This window comes from Lentibacillus salicampi (assembly GCF_004565465.1).
Taxonomy (GTDB): Bacteria; Bacillota; Bacilli; order Bacillales; family Amphibacillaceae; genus Lentibacillus; species Lentibacillus salicampi.
On record NZ_SRHY01000001.1, the window covers coordinates 85,892 to 101,628 of the forward strand.

The window sequence follows — 15,737 nt, forward strand, 5'->3', positions numbered from 1 at the left end:
GTTACACTAATAAAATATGATGAATATATAAAGAGTGGTGGGCGGATAGCAGTTCAGTAAAATGGCTGTCATCTTGTTTAAGATGAACAGCCCGATTTAAGATAAGTCATTTGTTTTGACTATTTGTTGCCGAATATACATTAATGTCAGTCAAAAGTCCTTATTTATTAAAATCCGAACCCGTTATAAAGCATGGTCGTTGTAATTGTATGCATTCGATTCATGGACATTTTTGAAGACGTTGACAATGAAAACCACAACACCTGCTGCAACTGCTGTGCCGCCGCTAAAGGTGAAGATATGCGCAAAAGACAGCGGTATTTGCACCATAAACATACTTAAAAGCAGAACCGGCATGCCCAGATTATATAGCCAGAAGTGCCACTTTCCCAATGTACTGCTGCCGGCTTTCGGGTATATCGAATACACAACCCCCGTGATGCCAATCGATGCCCATCCTGCCAAATTCACATGCGCATGCGCAGCTGCCCACTGGAGTTGAAGCGTTGACGACATAAACATACCAATCGCAATACCTAAAATAAAATAAATTACAGCAATTTTAATCCATTTAGCCCCCATTACGTTCCCCCCTTATTTTAATATTTAGAGACCTTTGATTTAATATAATATCAGCGAAAGTCGCTCATTAGTCAATATATCGAGCAGTTAACAAGAATATGACATATTTAAAAAATCACTTCAGGGTGCTTTTTGAACATCTTCGCTCTGCTTGTTTCTTAAATTCCAGGATGTTATGATAAGCAATGACTGTAAAGTAACCAAAGGTAAATAGCTGGTCAAAAGTCAGGAGGCTTGTAATGGCACAACGAAATGAGGAACTTCTGGATGCAGCGGTTCAGCTATTTCAACAAAACGGTTTTTACACTACTTCTGTGGAAGATATTACGAACGCTTGCGGGATATCAAAAGGTGCTTTTTACAAACACTTTGATTCTAAAGAAAGTATGATTTTGGAGCTTCTCGAGCGCTACTATGATGACATGTTCAGGGAAGCGGACCGGTTTGCCGAAGACTTACAACAGTCCCCGTTATCGGTATTGAAAAGAAAAATCACGGTTGAACTGGAAAAATCAATTGAATACAGGTCTTTTTTTCTTGCTTTAGCAACCGAGTTTTCCCCTTACGAAAAAGGGCAAATACCGGAATTTTTGGATCGGATCCAGAAGACCCATCACCAATGGCATAAACAGGCGTTAATGGATGCATTCGGTCCAAGGGTCAAAGCGTATGTAAATGATATGGCCGTTATTATGGAAGGAATCCTCCATAGTTATTTAATGCGGATTATTTGGAGAGAATCTGCTTTGCCCCTGGATAGATTGGGGGATTTTATCGCTGAATGTATCAAGGCGGTTGTTGAAAATGATGATGCGATATCCCCGATGCTACCGGTTTATAGTGACGATGAATCGCATGCTTCTATTATCGAAGGCATGAACCATGATTTGAATACATTACGGGCAGAACTGGAGAATAAAGCAGAAAGAAGTGGTTCGCTGGAAAAAGACTTACAAACAATTGATGCCCTAACGGAAGAATTCACAAAGGAAAAACCGAGGGAATTTCTGGTGGATGCACTGCTTACGCAACTGCACCGCCGTTCCTATTTAAAAGTACGAACAACAAAAATAATGAGCGTATGGGAAGTATGGAAAGGGGATTTAACATGAGTGGAACAGCAGCTTCCTGGGATTTGCCGTCAAAACAAAAAGCATTAATGATTACGGCTCTCCTGACAGGTGCGTTTATGGGAATTATTAATGAAACATTACTGGCAACAGCACTTCCGTCAATTCAGGATGCATTCTCTATTACACAGGGAGAAGTGCAATGGATGACAACAGCATTTTTAATGACAAATGGGATTATGATACCTGTTTCAGCATTTTTAATTGATCGATTTTCAACCAGAGGATTATTTTTAACTGCCATAGGTTTATTCGGCGCGGGCACGGCCATCGCAGCTATAGCAACTGCTTATCCGGTACTCCTGTTGGGCCGTGTTGTGCAGGCTTCGGGATCCGGGATCATGCTGCCGCTTTTGATGACCGTACTGCTGGCAGTTATCTCCGTTGAACGGCGCGGAACCGCAATGGGAATGATCGGGATTGTGATTGCGTTCGGCCCTGCAATCGGTCCGACACTGTCCGGCTGGCTGCTGGAGCATTTCACCTGGCGTTCCTTGTTTATTACGGTTCTTCCAATTGTAGCGGTAACCATTACGATTGCGGCACTTTTTCTGCGGAATGTGACCGATCTTCGGAAACCAAAGATCGACGTGTTATCGATTATCTTGTCGTCAGTCGGGTTCGGTTCATTTCTGTATGGATTCAGTATTGCTTCTGAGAGTGGCTGGGGCAGTCCAGTGGTCATCACCTCGATTGCAACAGGCATCATTGTGATTGGTATATTCATTTGGCGCCAGCTCGTCCTGGATACGCCCATGCTGGAATTCAGGATATTTCAATTCAGGATGTTTACCCTGGCCATTTTAATCACGATGACGGTTCTGGTTTCACTAATCGGCGCCGAAACATTGCTGCCGCTGTTTATGCAAAATGTCTTACAGTTTTCGCCATTGGAGTCCGGTCTGATGCTACTTCCAGGAGCTATCGTAATTGGAATCCTGTCCCCGATAACCGGCAGGCTGTTTGACAAATATGGAGCAAAGTGGCTTGCTTTGATTGGTCTCAGTATCGTGACCGTTACCACCTTTATGTTTACCAGATTGTCACTGGAAACGTCATTTACGTATCTGGCGGTTATTTATGCCATCCGCATGTTTGGCTTGTCGTTTGCGTTGATGCCGGTGATGACATCAGCATTAAATCAGCTGCCGCCAAAATGGTATGCACATGGATCGGCTATGGCCAATACCTTACAGCAAATTTCCGCATCGATTGGTACAGCGATACTTGTCACACTGGTAGCTATGGGGACCAATCACTTTGTACCGGATTCAAATACATCTCCTGAACTGATTGGCCGGCTTGCACAGGTTGTCGGGTTTGAATGGGCGTTCATGGGAAGCACGATCCTTGCCTTTATCGCGTTAATTTTGGCATTGTTTATGCATCCGCCCAAAAAGGAAAAAGAAATTGTCCGGCAGATTCATGGTCAGGATGCCAGTTTGAGGTGATTTGTACTCCATTTTTCAATGATATGACAGTGACTTGACGGATTTTATAACAATGACGCTTTACTTGGTGAAAAAATCTCTGCCCGGAGTTATTTGAGGTAGTGACCAATGAGTAAAGGCGTTACTTAGGTATTTACTATTTGTAAAGCAAAAGGGCTTATTAAATTATTGAATAGGAAGGCTTCCTTTTCTGAATTGGGAAGAAGAGTTGAAGAAAACAATAGGTGTCCACTACACCCGTCCAAAAGACGGCGGCTAACTGTCCTTAAATGCCCGATTCTGTTCAACTAACAATCAGTGGGGGTAACGTAACCCCCCACTGATTGCAGTTTTACTTTACCTATCATTTGTTAAGATTTTAAGGACGTTCGACACAAAGATATCTTGATTAATTTTCATTGTAATACGTGTACATGTTGGTCCAAAACAATCACCCGCCCCTGGTCGGAAGTCAGCGATGCTTTCACCGTATGCAAAGTTCCCTTCATATTCAACCTTCACCTCTCGTTTTTTGTACTCATACAATCCGTCAATATCAAGTGCAGCCATTAAAGCAGCCAAATCGTGCTGCGGTGTGCCGGCAATGCCTGGCTCTTGTTGTTGATAGACTTCATAATAGTAATCTAAGATCGGTTTGATTAACTCTTCTAATGGAGAATCGGAGCGAGTATCGATGAAATGGACATCTCCTGGCGTCAATAAGGCATTTCTCGTTACATTTAAAGGTACGATTGTCAGGTTAGCTACATGCCGGCAAACATAATTAGCGGCAATCGGATCACCGTAAAAGTTTGCTTCCGCTACTTCGGTCGCATTGCCAGGCTCCAGGAAAGCTCCTCCCATCAGATAGGTTTCTTTTACATCTTCCATCACTTCAGGACTTAAATAATGGGCTGTAGCCAGAGAAGTGCACCGTCCGACATTAACGATGGTTACGTCATTGCGGTTGTTCTTGATTAAATCGAACAGCTTACTGAAATTCGAGCGATTCGAATAACGTTCTTCGGGAATGGGAGGATTAATTGGACCCAATCCTTCGATGCCATGGATGTCAGGAAAAAAGGCAGGCTCTTCACCGCTCAGGGGACGTGTAGCGCCGGCGATAACAGGAATATCTGTTCGGCCTGCCAGTTCCAGCAAGTACTCGACATTCCTATACGTCTTTTCCCGTTCGATATTACCGTAGCCACTGACCACGCCAAGGAGATCTACCTCGGGATTCTTCAGCGCATAAGTCAACGCGATAAAATCATCTATACCTGTATCGGCAAATAAAATTATTTTTTTCATTTTAACCACCTCAACCTACCCTATGAAAAAAAGACAGCTTTGTTTGTATGTTTGTCTGATGAAGTCTTCTAAAGAGGGGAAGATGGTTAAATGAATGAGAATGGGCGCTTTTATTGGATTTTAATCTCATAAAGAAGACTAGCACGATCAGCAGAACATCACCCATCAAGAGAACTGTTCATCTAATAAAATGAACAGTTCTTTTTTTGTGATCTTACCGTTCTTCATAAACAATAATTATCAGCCTGAAAACTAGGAATATTGTTCGGTATCCTGAATACATTTACTCATAGAGGTGGACAAGCTTTACGTAACCAAGAAAGGATGTGTGATTTGCGAAAGTTTAAGATTCCCATTTTAACACTTATTTTATCGTTGGGGTGCGGATCGGCCATGGCATTTTCACAAGCAGAATCAGGTCTGACAGACTGGTTTCAACCTTCATATGAGCACGAAAAACAAGGTGTGACAACAGTTTTAATGGATGACAGCAGCGCTATCGAAGAACAAATGCTGCAGCACCTTGACGCTGAAGTGAATAACATAAAGCAAGAGGCCGACCAGAAGAATAAGACGCATGTATTGCATGCCGAGCAGCAGCTGGATAATTACAAAAAAGACTATTTGAACCATTTGGCAGTAATTCAGGAGACGCTTGAAAACAAGGATTTTGAAACATACAGGAAAAACAAAGAACAGGAAATACGTCAAACGATCAGGACAGATGTTGAAACGTATCTTGATCAATTATTGTCGGACTGATGTATAGGTTGAATCACTTTCGATTTAACGATATATAAAATAATAGACAGGGGGAATTTTTCAAATGAAATTCAATTTAAAGACAGTTAAAGGGAAAGTAATGGCAGGATCAGTGGTAGTTGTTCTGGTATCAGGTACAAGTGTAGCATTGGCAAGCACGGATGCCGGACAAGCACTCAAAAATTGGTATGATCAGGCATTTGGTCAAACTGTAGCAGATTCCACCGAAGAGGCTAGGGAATATGGGGAGGGTAAAATCCCGGGAATTGCTGAAGAGTATGCTGGTGTGAAAGATGACGCGTCAGCTGATATGGATGCAACGAGGGCTGATGAAACGAGCAGCTCACTTCATGAAATCGACGCCGCTAAAGATGGACATATCGAATCAGTTGAAAGCACCAAAGAAGAGATTTTGCAGGGAATGGAAAAGGAATTTTATGATATCTACATGGCGGGATGGCTGGATATTCAAGAACTTGGTGATGAAGCCATTGCATTTGCTGATGACGACCTGACGCAGTACACCGAGGATGCGGGTGACAGAGCTGTGGAACAAGTTACGACTGATTTGACAGATGCTAAGGATGAAGCTGTATCGGAGCTGGAAGACGCGATTGAAAATGCGAAGGGTGAGTTGACAGCAGGTTTGGATACGCATGGTGAAATCCTGACAGGGAATCTGACAAACCAGATTGATTTTGAAATCGAGGAAGTACGGACTGCCGTTGATGATATCGTATCCGAACTTGTCCAGGAGCAGCAAGCTATCATTGCTTCGAAAGCACAGGAATTGGAGGATGATGCCAAACAAGCTCTGGATGATGTTGTGACGGGTATCAGCAACTAATTTGTTGAAAAACGGCAGGAGCTCCTGAGCGGGGTCCTGCCTCTCAGTCAGGAGGGCGTGCCTTGAAAAACAGGTATCAGATTCAGCGGAAAAAACGCCGGTTGAAAGCCATCAGAACCATGTTGGGCCTTGTTTTGATATGCACTGTTCTGGGAAGCAGCATAGGGATCGTTTCTGCTGAACAGGACATTGGTTCCATTTTGTCAAATTGGTTTGATAAAAAAAGTGAGGAATCAATAAGTGAAATTGATGAGGCAATTTCAAAGGAACGAAAAGCGCAAACCGAACGGCTGAAAAAAGAACTAAATACGAATATAGAAAATGCCAATAAGCAATTGGAGATATACGCAGAAGCCGAAGCGGAAAAAGCTGTTTCCGAACTTGAGCAGTACGCTGATAGCTTATTGGCCGATTTGAATGGTGATCATACCAGTGCAGAAAACGAGGTGGCAGCTGAATTGGCCGGTATTGTGCAGGACGCCAAAAATCGGATGGCAGAAGTAAAACGTCATAGGAAACCGACTAACAGCGGGGAAAAGGATGTATCAGGTATGCCGGATACTGATGATTCAGTGGAAAAAACACCTGCAAAGGAGAACGAAACTGAGTAGAAATACTGGACTGATTTAAACAACCTTTATTATAACAAAATAAGCTGCCGGGAGAATCCGGCAGCCCATTTTGTTTATTATGATATTTTCCCGGCTGTTACTAGCACCACGCTGCGCCGACGATGATAAGCAGGATGAATAATACAACGATCAGCGCAAATCCTCCTGCACCGGAACCGCCGCCATAGCCTGCGCCACCATAGCCGAACCCGGCACCGCCTTGGCAGCCACCGCCATAGCCGGCTCCTGCAACATTACCACCATAGCCACATCCACATCTAGGTCCAAATCCCATTTATAGCCCTCCTCAAAGGTTTTGTTTTTATTACATTAATAGCCTACGTAAGCAACGCCTACAATAATTAACAGGATAAATAGAACTACGATTAAGGCAAAGCCTCCACCGTAGCCTGCTCCGCCAACATATTCACTCATTCATCAACACCTCCATTATCGTTTGTTAGTAATATATGTAGTAATAAGCAGATTGATATGGGTACTCTCCCAATTTACGAGAATTGGGCTTAATTTGGGCTGATGTATTTTCCGCCGATGCCTCAGTGTATTTGTCCTTTACTGAAAGCTTTCCACATACATATAATGTCGTATGTTTCAGTGAATATGGAGGTGAAAGAATGTCGGTTGGTCATTTTTATGATTTATGCTGCAAATATAAAGGGCGGCCTGTCAGAATAGCCACACGTGATGGCAGGGTCCACCGTGGTGTCATCAATCACGTCGATCATGATCGTGTGTTCATACAGCCCCTTCGTCATGGTGCAGGTTTAGGCGGCTTTGGATATGGTGGTTTTTATGGACCAGGTTATGGATATGGCACCGGATTTGGCTATGGCATTGCATTAGGAGCGATTGGTACACTGGCTTTACTTCCATTTTTCTTTTGGTAAAGGCTCGTATTCCCTTAACTCGAAAAAACAGACGAAATCAGGATTCGTCTGTTTTTTCGATTATTTTTTCTGATTTAACAGGTAATAACTCTTGTGATGTAACGTCTGCTTTGTTCATATATTTTTTCACCAGGTGATATCCCGCACAGTAGCCTGCCATTTTGGGGTAAAATCCAAGCCCATATAACAACTGCGAATGTTTGTGTCCGGATTTTGGGGTGTCCCGATTGGGCAGTAGCAAGTTTGTGCAGATTTTTTCCAACACGGCATCCGAATAATAGGACGTCCATTTGCCTGTATATTGATCACCGAGTCTTTCACGGACTGCGTTTTCCGCTAAACCTTCCAGAATAACGGTATCCAGTAACGTGTAATCTGCTTCTTTTTTTCCGTATTTGGATAACCGGCAGACGTGATGGTATTCATGTGTAAGTAGTGCGCGGATTTCCTTTTCCGGGTTGTCTTCTGAAATGAACAAAAAGAGTTTGTCAGGGAAGGTTAGTCCTGATTTCCCGTTTTGTTCCTGTCTCAATTTCCGGTTAGTCGGGTCAGCAGGAAATATAAAAATCGGGATATCCGGTCCGTCCCACTCTTTTTGCAGTTCCTTTGCCTCCTTCTGTACAATGTGCCAAATGCGCTGTTTCTGTAATGTTTTAATTAGTTCATCCCCGTTTTTGAGAGGAGCGTGGTACATTCCGTGCATGGTTAAGTGCTGATAGATATCGGTGGCTGAAACCCCTTTGTCAAATAGGCTTTTCAATTTTTCACAAAGATCCAGTGGTTTATCATAATTATCCAGGAGCCATTTGTCGGTTCGAATAACACGCATATGCATACTCCTAACCTGTTCTATCTAAATAGTATGCGTTCAAAAAGGAGAATGAAAAGGACGGTCATCGGCTAAGTTCGCGATATTCCGTCACAACGCCGATATTAACACGTCAATCGCGTCAAAGTTCTAGTCGGTGAAGTTTTAGCGGGCCAAATGTATGCATTTAGATACATGAGTAGCAGAGAAAAAGCCAACGAGCTTCTACACGATGTGGTGACTTCTGCGTTGGTGATTGACGTGGGCGGTTTTAGCAGAAGATCCTCTATCGGTGCGTCATTTTCCCCGGACTTTTTGAACAATCTCTAATAGATTATGTTCTTTACCATGTCCATGTTACAAAACTTTCAACCGGGAAGGACCGTGAGTTAGACAAATACCTTTTCATTTCGTCCGTTGTATGAATAGGATATAGCAAAACGAATCAGGGAGGTGTTAAGATGATATATCTTGGAAGACCGGGGAGACCAATGCCGCCGCGACAACCTCCGATGCGCCCACCCCGCCAGCCGGTGCAAGGGCCGCGGCGTCCAGCAGGGCAAAACATCCTGAATCATTTCCGGGACTCTGAAGGAAATGTTGATATTGACAAAATCACAACGACAGCGCAGCAAGTAGGTAAACTGTATGGTCAGGTCAGCCCGCTAATTACAAAGTTTATAAAACGGTAATTGACGGACAGTTTTTTTCATGGGGGGTGGGAAACCGGATGACCATTCGGAAAGCAACAAAACGGGAAACCCGACAAATTTTAAGCCATTCATTGGAGGTATTAAAAGAAGCAAGCATGGGGTATATCCCGGCGAAACAGGAAAAAGCGCAGCAAATGGTCACTCCATTTTTGGCGTCGGGAGGCTATTATTTGGTTTACACGAAAAATAATAACCTGCAGGGGTGGATAGGCATCGGACGAACAACGGACTATTATACAGACGAACCAGTAGGCATGATTCCGGAACTATACGTGCTGCCGGAACACCGGCACGTGGGGATCGCGAGGATGCTATGTGCGGAGGCATTACGAAGATTACGAGACTCAGGATATGCGACTGTCCAGCTCAATGTGTTCGCCGGCAACTCTATTAGACAACTTTATCAGAAGCTTGGTTTTGAGGAAGTTGCAACATTAATGAAAAAACGGCTGGATTAAACCGATCAGGGACTGTCGTCATAACAAATGACGGCAGTATTTTTGGGCTATGGCCGCATCATGGGGATCTTTCACTGATGCGGCCATAATTAGCGCAATATTCAACTAATATAATTTAAATAAAGCTTTATAACTAGTAAACGCTTTATGAAGAAATATAATTAGTTCTTTTTAATCTAGTATAAAGATTCAAAAATCTATAATATTGAGTTATAACTGAATATTAAAATCCATTATTAAAGGGGGGAGGACTAAAAACTTACGAATTTATTTTGATAAGGGGGAGGAACATGGTTAAGAGAATTTTAGTCGTTTTACTGGCATTTATGCTGACACTCAGTTTTGCCTTGCCTGTGAGCGCTGCGGGAATCACAGGCAAGACGCTTCAGGAGAACACGGAAAAAAAGGTGAATACAGATACAAAAGAGCTGGAAGAAACGACAGACCCGGATGAACAAGTGAGAGTTATTGTCGAATTGAAAGAGGAGGCACCGATCGAGAAGGCAACGAAAAAAGGTGTTACGTTTAAAAGCCTGAAGCCAACTGAAAAAAAGCAGATGCAGAACCAGGCAAAAAAAGCGCAAAAAACTGTTAAAAACGAAATGAATACGGAAAAAATTGAGGCGGATTATCTTCAGGAATTCGCGACAGTTGTCAATGGATTCAGTGCTGAAATCAAACAGGGTGATATTGCGTCTATCGAGAACATATCCAACGTCGATAAGGTACATATCGTCAATAAATATAAACATCCTGAGGCAACACCGGATATGAAGTACAGCAAGGAATTGGTTCAAGCACAAGAAACCTGGCGGGACTATGGTTATAAAGGTGAAGGCATGACGGTCGGCATTATTGATACCGGGATTGACCCGTCTCATCGTGATATGGTCTTGTCAGAAGAAACAAATCCGGCGCACACGGAATCGTCGGTTGAAGAGACCATTGCCGATCAGGACTTACCTGGTCAATTTTATACAGAGAAAGTCCCGTATGGTTACAACTATATGGATGAAACCGATGAAATTATTGATAATGCTGCAGGCGCATCGATGCACGGCATGCATGTTGCCGGAACAGTCGGAGCGAACGGGGATGAGGACAACGGCGGCATCATGGGAATTGCTCCGGAAGCACAGCTGTTGGCATTAAAAGTTTTCGGCAACGATCCGGAAGTCCAGTTCACATATGGCGATGTTTATGTTAAAGCCATGGACGATGCCATTAAGCTTGGCGTGGATGCATTTAACTTGAGTCTTGGGTCACCATCGGCATTCGTGAATGCAGATTCACCTGAGCAGCAGGCAGTGAAGCGTGCGGTTGATAACGGTGTGTTGGTTGCCATCTCGGCAGGCAACTCGAATATGTTTGCTGACGGATTCTATTATCCGCTTGCTTCGAATCCGGACTACGGGCTTCCCGGGTCACCAGGTGTGGCTGAAGACTCGCTGCAAGTAGCTTCATATGAAAACACCTATATGGACGTTGATGCGGTTGATTATGAGATTGATGGAACAGAAGAAAGTGCGCCGTTCCTTTCAGCCGGTAATACACTTCCGTCCGATTATGTAAAGAAATCTTTTGAAGTGGTGGAAGCAGGACTTGGCGCCCCTGAGGATTTTGCAGGAAAGGATGTACAGGGTAAATATGCTCTGGTTCAGCGTGGGGAGCTGGCATTTACCGATAAGGCACTCAATGCGCAAGCTGCAGGTGCTGAAGGTGTGATCATCTATAACAATACGGATGGAATTGTCAACATGGCAACAGACGATGCGATTGAAATCCCGCAACTGTTCATGCTGAAAAATGACGGGGACAAGCTTGCTAAAGCGCTGAAAGACGGCCAGGATGTAACATTACATTTCAATGGCGGCACAGCAACCATCAATAACCCGGATGCTGGTAAAATGAGCGCATTCTCATCATGGGGACTGACCCCGAACCTGGACTTTAAACCTGAAATCACAGCACCGGGCGGGCAAATTCTGTCAACGTTGAATGATGATGAATACGGTCTGATGAGCGGGACATCGATGGCATCTCCTCATGTAGCAGGCGGTGGAGCACTTGTCATGCAGCGGATTGATGAAGCTTTTGGACTTGAGGATGCCAATCGAGTTTCCTTGGTTAAAAATATTATGATGAATACAAGTAAGTTAGTGGAATTGGATGGTTCTTATGTATCACCAAGAAGGCAGGGCGCAGGAATGATGCAGCTGCATGCAGCGATGGCTTCACCTGCAGTCGTAACAGATGCGGAGACAAATGAAGCAAGCGTGGCCTTAAAACAAATTACGGAAAATAAAGCGACATTCGAATTGACTGCGAAAAACCTGAGTGATGAGGCGGTCACCTATGACGTCAAAGCCAATGCTCAGACAGACCAACCTGTTGTGGATGGAGCGGACACCATTGTCGCACCAAATCAGTTTGCGGCACTGGAACTTGACGAAGCAGCTACCGTTAATGGTGAAGATGTGAGTCAAATCGAAATACCGGCCAACGGAGAAACGACCATTACGGTTTCAATCGATGTCAGTGATGCGGATGGCCAGTTAAAAGAATTCTTTACAAACGGCTATTGGCTTGAAGGGTTTGTGACCCTGACAGATCCGAATGATATCAACCCGAAAATTTCGGTCCCTTATGCCGGGTTTAAAGGCGAGTGGGATGATGCGCCGATCATGGACAAGCCGATGTGGGATGAGGACACCTATTACGGGATGACCGGTGTTGCCACTTCAAACGGAACAGACGCAGACGGCGATCCGCAATTTGATTTCCTTGGACAGGACTTTGAGACAGGTGATATGAATCCGGAAAACATTGCTTTCTCACCAGATGGAGATGGCGATCATGATGATGCATTGCTGGTCACATCGTTCCTGAGGAATGCCAAAGAAGTGAAATTTAACGTTTTAAATGAAGATAAAGAAAAAGTGCGAACGATTGCAACCGAGTCGTATATGGCCAAAAGTTACTACGATTCCGGTGCGGCACCAATGTATTCACTGGATGCTTCAAGAATCTGGGATGGTCAACTTGATGGTGAAAAAGCACCGGAAGGAACGTATTACCTACAGGTTGAAGCCATCATCGACTATGAAGGGGCCGAATGGCAATCACTTGAAATTCCGGTTAAATTGGATACAACAGCCCCCGATCTGGATGCTGAATTCAAGGCGGATTCCCAGACAGTGAAGGTTGATGCGGCGGATAATCAGGATGGTGCTGGTCTGGCATACTGGGACGTAAGGGTGGACGGGGAGTCTATACTGGATGATCCGTATGCAGGCGATGAAACCGAGCATCAGCTGACAAAAAAACTGAAGCCGGGACAGACTTTAAGTGTCGTTGCTGTCGACTATGCCGGCAATGAAGCCAAAGAGGTTGCCTCAGAGGGAGCGGACACTACCATACCTGAGCTTCATCTGCAGAGTCCGGAATTCCAGGGAGTCAATACGACAAGGGAAGTGGAATTCTCAGGCTATGTGACGGATCAATCAGCCATTGATGAAGTGACCGTTGACGGCGAGCAAGCCGAGGTTGTCTATAACGAAGCAGAAGAACGCTATGATTTTTCGGTCACCATTGATCATGACCATGACGGCTACTTCCTGAAGCATATCAAAGCGGTGGATGATGCCGGCAACGAAGCGGAAATTGGCCGGAGATATTTTGTGGATACGCAAAAAGCCGGGCTGCAGGTGGATTCACCCGAGAAAACGGAAGCTGGTTCGATTAATGTATCCGCAACCATTACCGACAATTTTGATGATATCCGCTTGTATGTGAACGGCAGCGAGGTCTATCGGCACGATCAGTCCGAGCCGTATGGTATGAACGGTTTTGAAGAGACCATTAACGATATCGAATTGGATCTTGAAGCAGGCATGAATGAGTTCGAATTCAAAGTGGTCGATCTTGGCGGGCATGTGACGACAAAGACGATCGAAATTGAGCAAGAGTCAAGTATTGAGGGAATGCTATCACTCGTCGATGAATATGAAGCGGATGACGAGATTAAGAGTTCTCAGGCAGCAAGACTTATGACCATGCATTTAACGACTGTCGGCCATTTCGTTGACAGTGGGGCAACAGATAAAGCTGTTAAACATATGAACAGCTTCAAGCAAATGCTCAATCAATTTGAGAAAAACGACCAGATCACCGAAGATGCTGCAGCTGAACTGCGGACACACACTGATCGTCTGCTGGAAGAGTGGTCATAAAAATTAACTCACCTCTGCGGTAGCCCTCGTTTACCGCAGGGGCATGCTTTAACTGGAGGTTTTGAAGATGAGACGTTTTTGGCGGAGGAGAAGGGAACTGAAAGGGAATATCATTTTCCCACTCACGGGCTTTTATCTGTTGTTTCTGACAGCTGCTCTCATAACGTCCCCGACAACAGCCTATTTCACCGATACGGCTACTGTGGAAGGGAGTCTGACTGCTTCCGACCAATTTGCTGAAAACAACGTCAAAAACACAGATGAACAGAATGAAGAGGACGAACAAGAAGCCGGGCAACTGGATACAGACCTGAATGGTGAGGCAAAGCCGCAACAAGATGAAAAGCAACAGAATGACAAACAAGAACAAAACGAGCAGGATCAGCGTTCAAAAGAAGAGGCGGAAAAAGAGAACAGCAGCCAGGACACAGACGCTGATTCCGATGCCGAGGCAAGTCAAGAAGAACAGGATAAGGACACACAAATTGAAAAAGGGAAGAATGCTCATAAACAAGAGCGCGGGCAAACAAGTCATGACGAACAAGAGACGGAGACATCACAGTCATCCGGCATAAAAGGCCAAGGCGAAAAAATAGATGACAGCACGAATGAATGATTAAGATTGGTATCGGGGTGAAATGGATATGAAAGGAAAACGAATGTTGAAGGTGCTGAGTCACTTCACAACTACCCTATTATTTATTGTACTGCTCGTTACCTTGTTCTCGGTCATAGCCATGAAAGCATCAGGCGGAGAAGCCAGTGTGTTTGGTTATCAACTCAAGACAGTGCTTTCCGGATCCATGGAACCTGAGATACAGACTGGATCCATTGTAGCCATTAAGAACGCTAATGGACAGGTCACGTTTCAAAAGGGCGATATCATAACATTCCGGACGAATGACGATATGATTGTGACACACCGGATCGCGGAAGTGGAGGATGGGCAGTATGTGACAAAAGGGGACGCGAACGACGCAGCTGACGCAGAGCAGGTATCACAGGAAAATGTTATCGGAGAATATACCGGATTCACCTTGCCATATGCCGGCTATGTGATGAATTTCGCCAATTCCAGTGAAGGCGGCGCCATACTGCTTGTGTTACCGGGTGTCGGTCTGTTGCTCTATTCCATTATCACGATTTGGCGTGCTTTGAGAAAAATCGATCAGTCCGGGCAGGAAGCGAAGACAGATTAGTAGCAGAATGACGATTCAATTAAAACAGAGAGGGGAAATGAAAATGGGATTAAAAAAACAGCTTGGTATGGGTGTAATGTCAGCCGCTTTGGGGTTAGCGTTGGTAAGCGGGGGGACATACGCCTATTTCAGTTCAAGTGAAACGACCAATAATACATTTGCTGCAGGAACATTGGACATGGCCGTGGAGCCGACAACGCTCATTGAGGTGGACAGCCTGAAACCGGGCGATTCAATCACGCGCGATTTCGAGTTGCAGAACAGCGGCTCATTGAATATTGACAAGATTCTACTTGAGACTGACTATAGCGTTATTGACGCGGATGGCGATAATAGTGCGGATTTTGGTGAGCAAATTCAGGTTGAGTTTTTATATAATGCCGATAAGATGGATGAGGTCATTTTTGAGACAACTCTGGCAGAATTGAAAGACATGGAGCCGGAAGCCGTCAATGAGCATATATTTGGGCCGATGTTCGGAGAGGATGGCCTCGAATCTGAAACCCATGATGATTTTGTTGTTGAGTTTAGTTTTGTCGACAACGGCGAGGAGCAAAACCAATTCCAGGGTGATTCATTAAACCTGGAATGGACGTTTAATGCTCAGCAAACAACAGGTGAAGAACAGTAAGAATGCGGGGCTAATCTTTTAATGAAAAAGGCACGTGTATAAAGGTTTACGTCAAAACCGCCGGATCAGGTTCTCTTGAATTTATAACTTGGTCCGGCGAAATGTGTTTGTCCGG

17 protein-coding genes are annotated in these 15,737 nt (G+C 44.4%); 12 read left to right on the forward strand and 5 right to left on the reverse strand.

All coding sequences use genetic code 11. From position 1 onward, the window contains the following. Positions 1 to 183: 183 nt before the first annotated feature. Positions 184 to 582: a hypothetical protein gene (locus tag E4U82_RS00435; protein WP_135108064.1), complete on the reverse strand. Its 399-nt coding sequence runs from the start codon at positions 580 to 582 to the stop codon at positions 184 to 186. A gap of 239 nt (positions 583 to 821) precedes the next feature. On the opposite strand from E4U82_RS00435, the gene E4U82_RS20435 reads away from it, so the two are divergent. Next, the gene (locus E4U82_RS20435) at positions 822 to 1,694 is read left to right on the forward strand and encodes a TetR/AcrR family transcriptional regulator (RefSeq protein ID WP_135108065.1); all 873 of its coding nucleotides are present in this window, start codon (positions 822 to 824) and stop codon (positions 1,692 to 1,694) included. Further along, on the forward strand, positions 1,691 to 3,163 hold the full coding sequence (locus E4U82_RS00445; RefSeq protein WP_135108066.1) for an MDR family MFS transporter: 1,473 nt from the start codon (positions 1,691 to 1,693) through the stop codon (positions 3,161 to 3,163). The genes E4U82_RS20435 and E4U82_RS00445 overlap by 4 nt, the downstream gene beginning before the upstream one ends. A 336-nt stretch (positions 3,164 to 3,499) precedes the next feature. Here E4U82_RS00445 and E4U82_RS00450 read toward each other — a convergent pair whose 3' ends face one another. Next, positions 3,500 to 4,453: a nucleoside hydrolase gene (locus E4U82_RS00450; RefSeq protein WP_135108067.1), complete on the reverse strand. Its 954-nt coding sequence runs from the start codon at positions 4,451 to 4,453 to the stop codon at positions 3,500 to 3,502. Between the two features lie 333 nt (positions 4,454 to 4,786). Between E4U82_RS00450 and E4U82_RS00455 the strand changes: the two genes are divergently transcribed. From E4U82_RS00455 to E4U82_RS00465, 3 genes are all read left to right on the forward strand, one after another. Continuing rightward, the gene (locus E4U82_RS00455) at positions 4,787 to 5,215 is read left to right on the forward strand and encodes a hypothetical protein (RefSeq protein WP_135108068.1); all 429 of its coding nucleotides are present in this window, start codon (positions 4,787 to 4,789) and stop codon (positions 5,213 to 5,215) included. A 64-nt stretch (positions 5,216 to 5,279) separates the two neighbouring features. Further along, positions 5,280 to 6,062: a hypothetical protein gene (locus E4U82_RS00460; protein ID WP_135108069.1), complete on the forward strand. Its 783-nt coding sequence runs from the start codon at positions 5,280 to 5,282 to the stop codon at positions 6,060 to 6,062. Positions 6,063 to 6,124: 62 nt separating this feature from the next. Beyond that, positions 6,125 to 6,673 carry a stage III sporulation protein AF gene (locus E4U82_RS00465; RefSeq protein ID WP_135108070.1) on the forward strand — a complete coding sequence of 183 codons (549 nt, stop codon included), beginning with the start codon at positions 6,125 to 6,127 and terminating at the stop codon, positions 6,671 to 6,673. A gap of 100 nt (positions 6,674 to 6,773) precedes the next feature. Here E4U82_RS00465 and E4U82_RS00470 read toward each other — a convergent pair whose 3' ends face one another. Further along, positions 6,774 to 6,968: a YjcZ family sporulation protein gene (locus tag E4U82_RS00470; RefSeq protein WP_135108071.1), complete on the reverse strand. Its 195-nt coding sequence runs from the start codon at positions 6,966 to 6,968 to the stop codon at positions 6,774 to 6,776. A gap of 35 nt (positions 6,969 to 7,003) precedes the next feature. After that, complete coding sequence (locus E4U82_RS00475; RefSeq protein WP_083838364.1) at positions 7,004 to 7,108, reverse strand: YjcZ family sporulation protein; 105 nt, start codon at positions 7,106 to 7,108, stop codon at positions 7,004 to 7,006. A gap of 200 nt (positions 7,109 to 7,308) precedes the next feature. Between E4U82_RS00475 and E4U82_RS00480 the strand changes: the two genes are divergently transcribed. Continuing rightward, positions 7,309 to 7,581, forward strand: a complete 273-nt coding sequence (locus tag E4U82_RS00480) for a hypothetical protein (protein ID WP_135108072.1) — start codon at positions 7,309 to 7,311, stop codon at positions 7,579 to 7,581. 37 nt (positions 7,582 to 7,618) lie between these two features. On the opposite strand, the gene E4U82_RS00485 is transcribed toward E4U82_RS00480, so the two are convergent. Beyond that, on the reverse strand, positions 7,619 to 8,410 hold the full coding sequence (locus tag E4U82_RS00485) for a DUF2268 domain-containing putative Zn-dependent protease (RefSeq protein ID WP_135108073.1): 792 nt from the start codon (positions 8,408 to 8,410) through the stop codon (positions 7,619 to 7,621). 470 nt (positions 8,411 to 8,880) lie between these two features. Here E4U82_RS00485 and E4U82_RS20575 point away from each other — a divergent pair, with 470 nt between their 5' ends. From E4U82_RS20575 to E4U82_RS00515, 6 genes are all read left to right on the forward strand, one after another. After that, on the forward strand, positions 8,881 to 9,081 hold the full coding sequence (locus tag E4U82_RS20575; protein WP_425339501.1) for a YppG family protein: 201 nt from the start codon (positions 8,881 to 8,883) through the stop codon (positions 9,079 to 9,081). 38 nt (positions 9,082 to 9,119) lie between these two features. Continuing rightward, positions 9,120 to 9,560, forward strand: a complete 441-nt coding sequence (locus E4U82_RS00495; RefSeq protein WP_135108075.1) for a GNAT family N-acetyltransferase — start codon at positions 9,120 to 9,122, stop codon at positions 9,558 to 9,560. 290 nt (positions 9,561 to 9,850) lie between these two features. Beyond that, positions 9,851 to 13,792: a S8 family serine peptidase gene (locus tag E4U82_RS00500; protein WP_135108076.1), complete on the forward strand. Its 3,942-nt coding sequence runs from the start codon at positions 9,851 to 9,853 to the stop codon at positions 13,790 to 13,792. Positions 13,793 to 13,859: 67 nt separating this feature from the next. Beyond that, positions 13,860 to 14,408, forward strand: a complete 549-nt coding sequence (locus E4U82_RS00505; RefSeq protein ID WP_135108077.1) for a SipW-dependent-type signal peptide-containing protein — start codon at positions 13,860 to 13,862, stop codon at positions 14,406 to 14,408. A 28-nt stretch (positions 14,409 to 14,436) separates the two neighbouring features. Then, a complete protein-coding gene (gene sipW, locus E4U82_RS00510) occupies positions 14,437 to 14,991 on the forward strand; it encodes a signal peptidase I SipW (protein ID WP_135108078.1) in 555 nt (184 codons plus the stop codon). A 43-nt stretch (positions 14,992 to 15,034) separates the two neighbouring features. Next, positions 15,035 to 15,622 carry a CalY family protein gene (locus tag E4U82_RS00515; RefSeq protein ID WP_135108079.1) on the forward strand — a complete coding sequence of 196 codons (588 nt, stop codon included), beginning with the start codon at positions 15,035 to 15,037 and terminating at the stop codon, positions 15,620 to 15,622. Positions 15,623 to 15,737 lie beyond the last annotated feature (115 nt).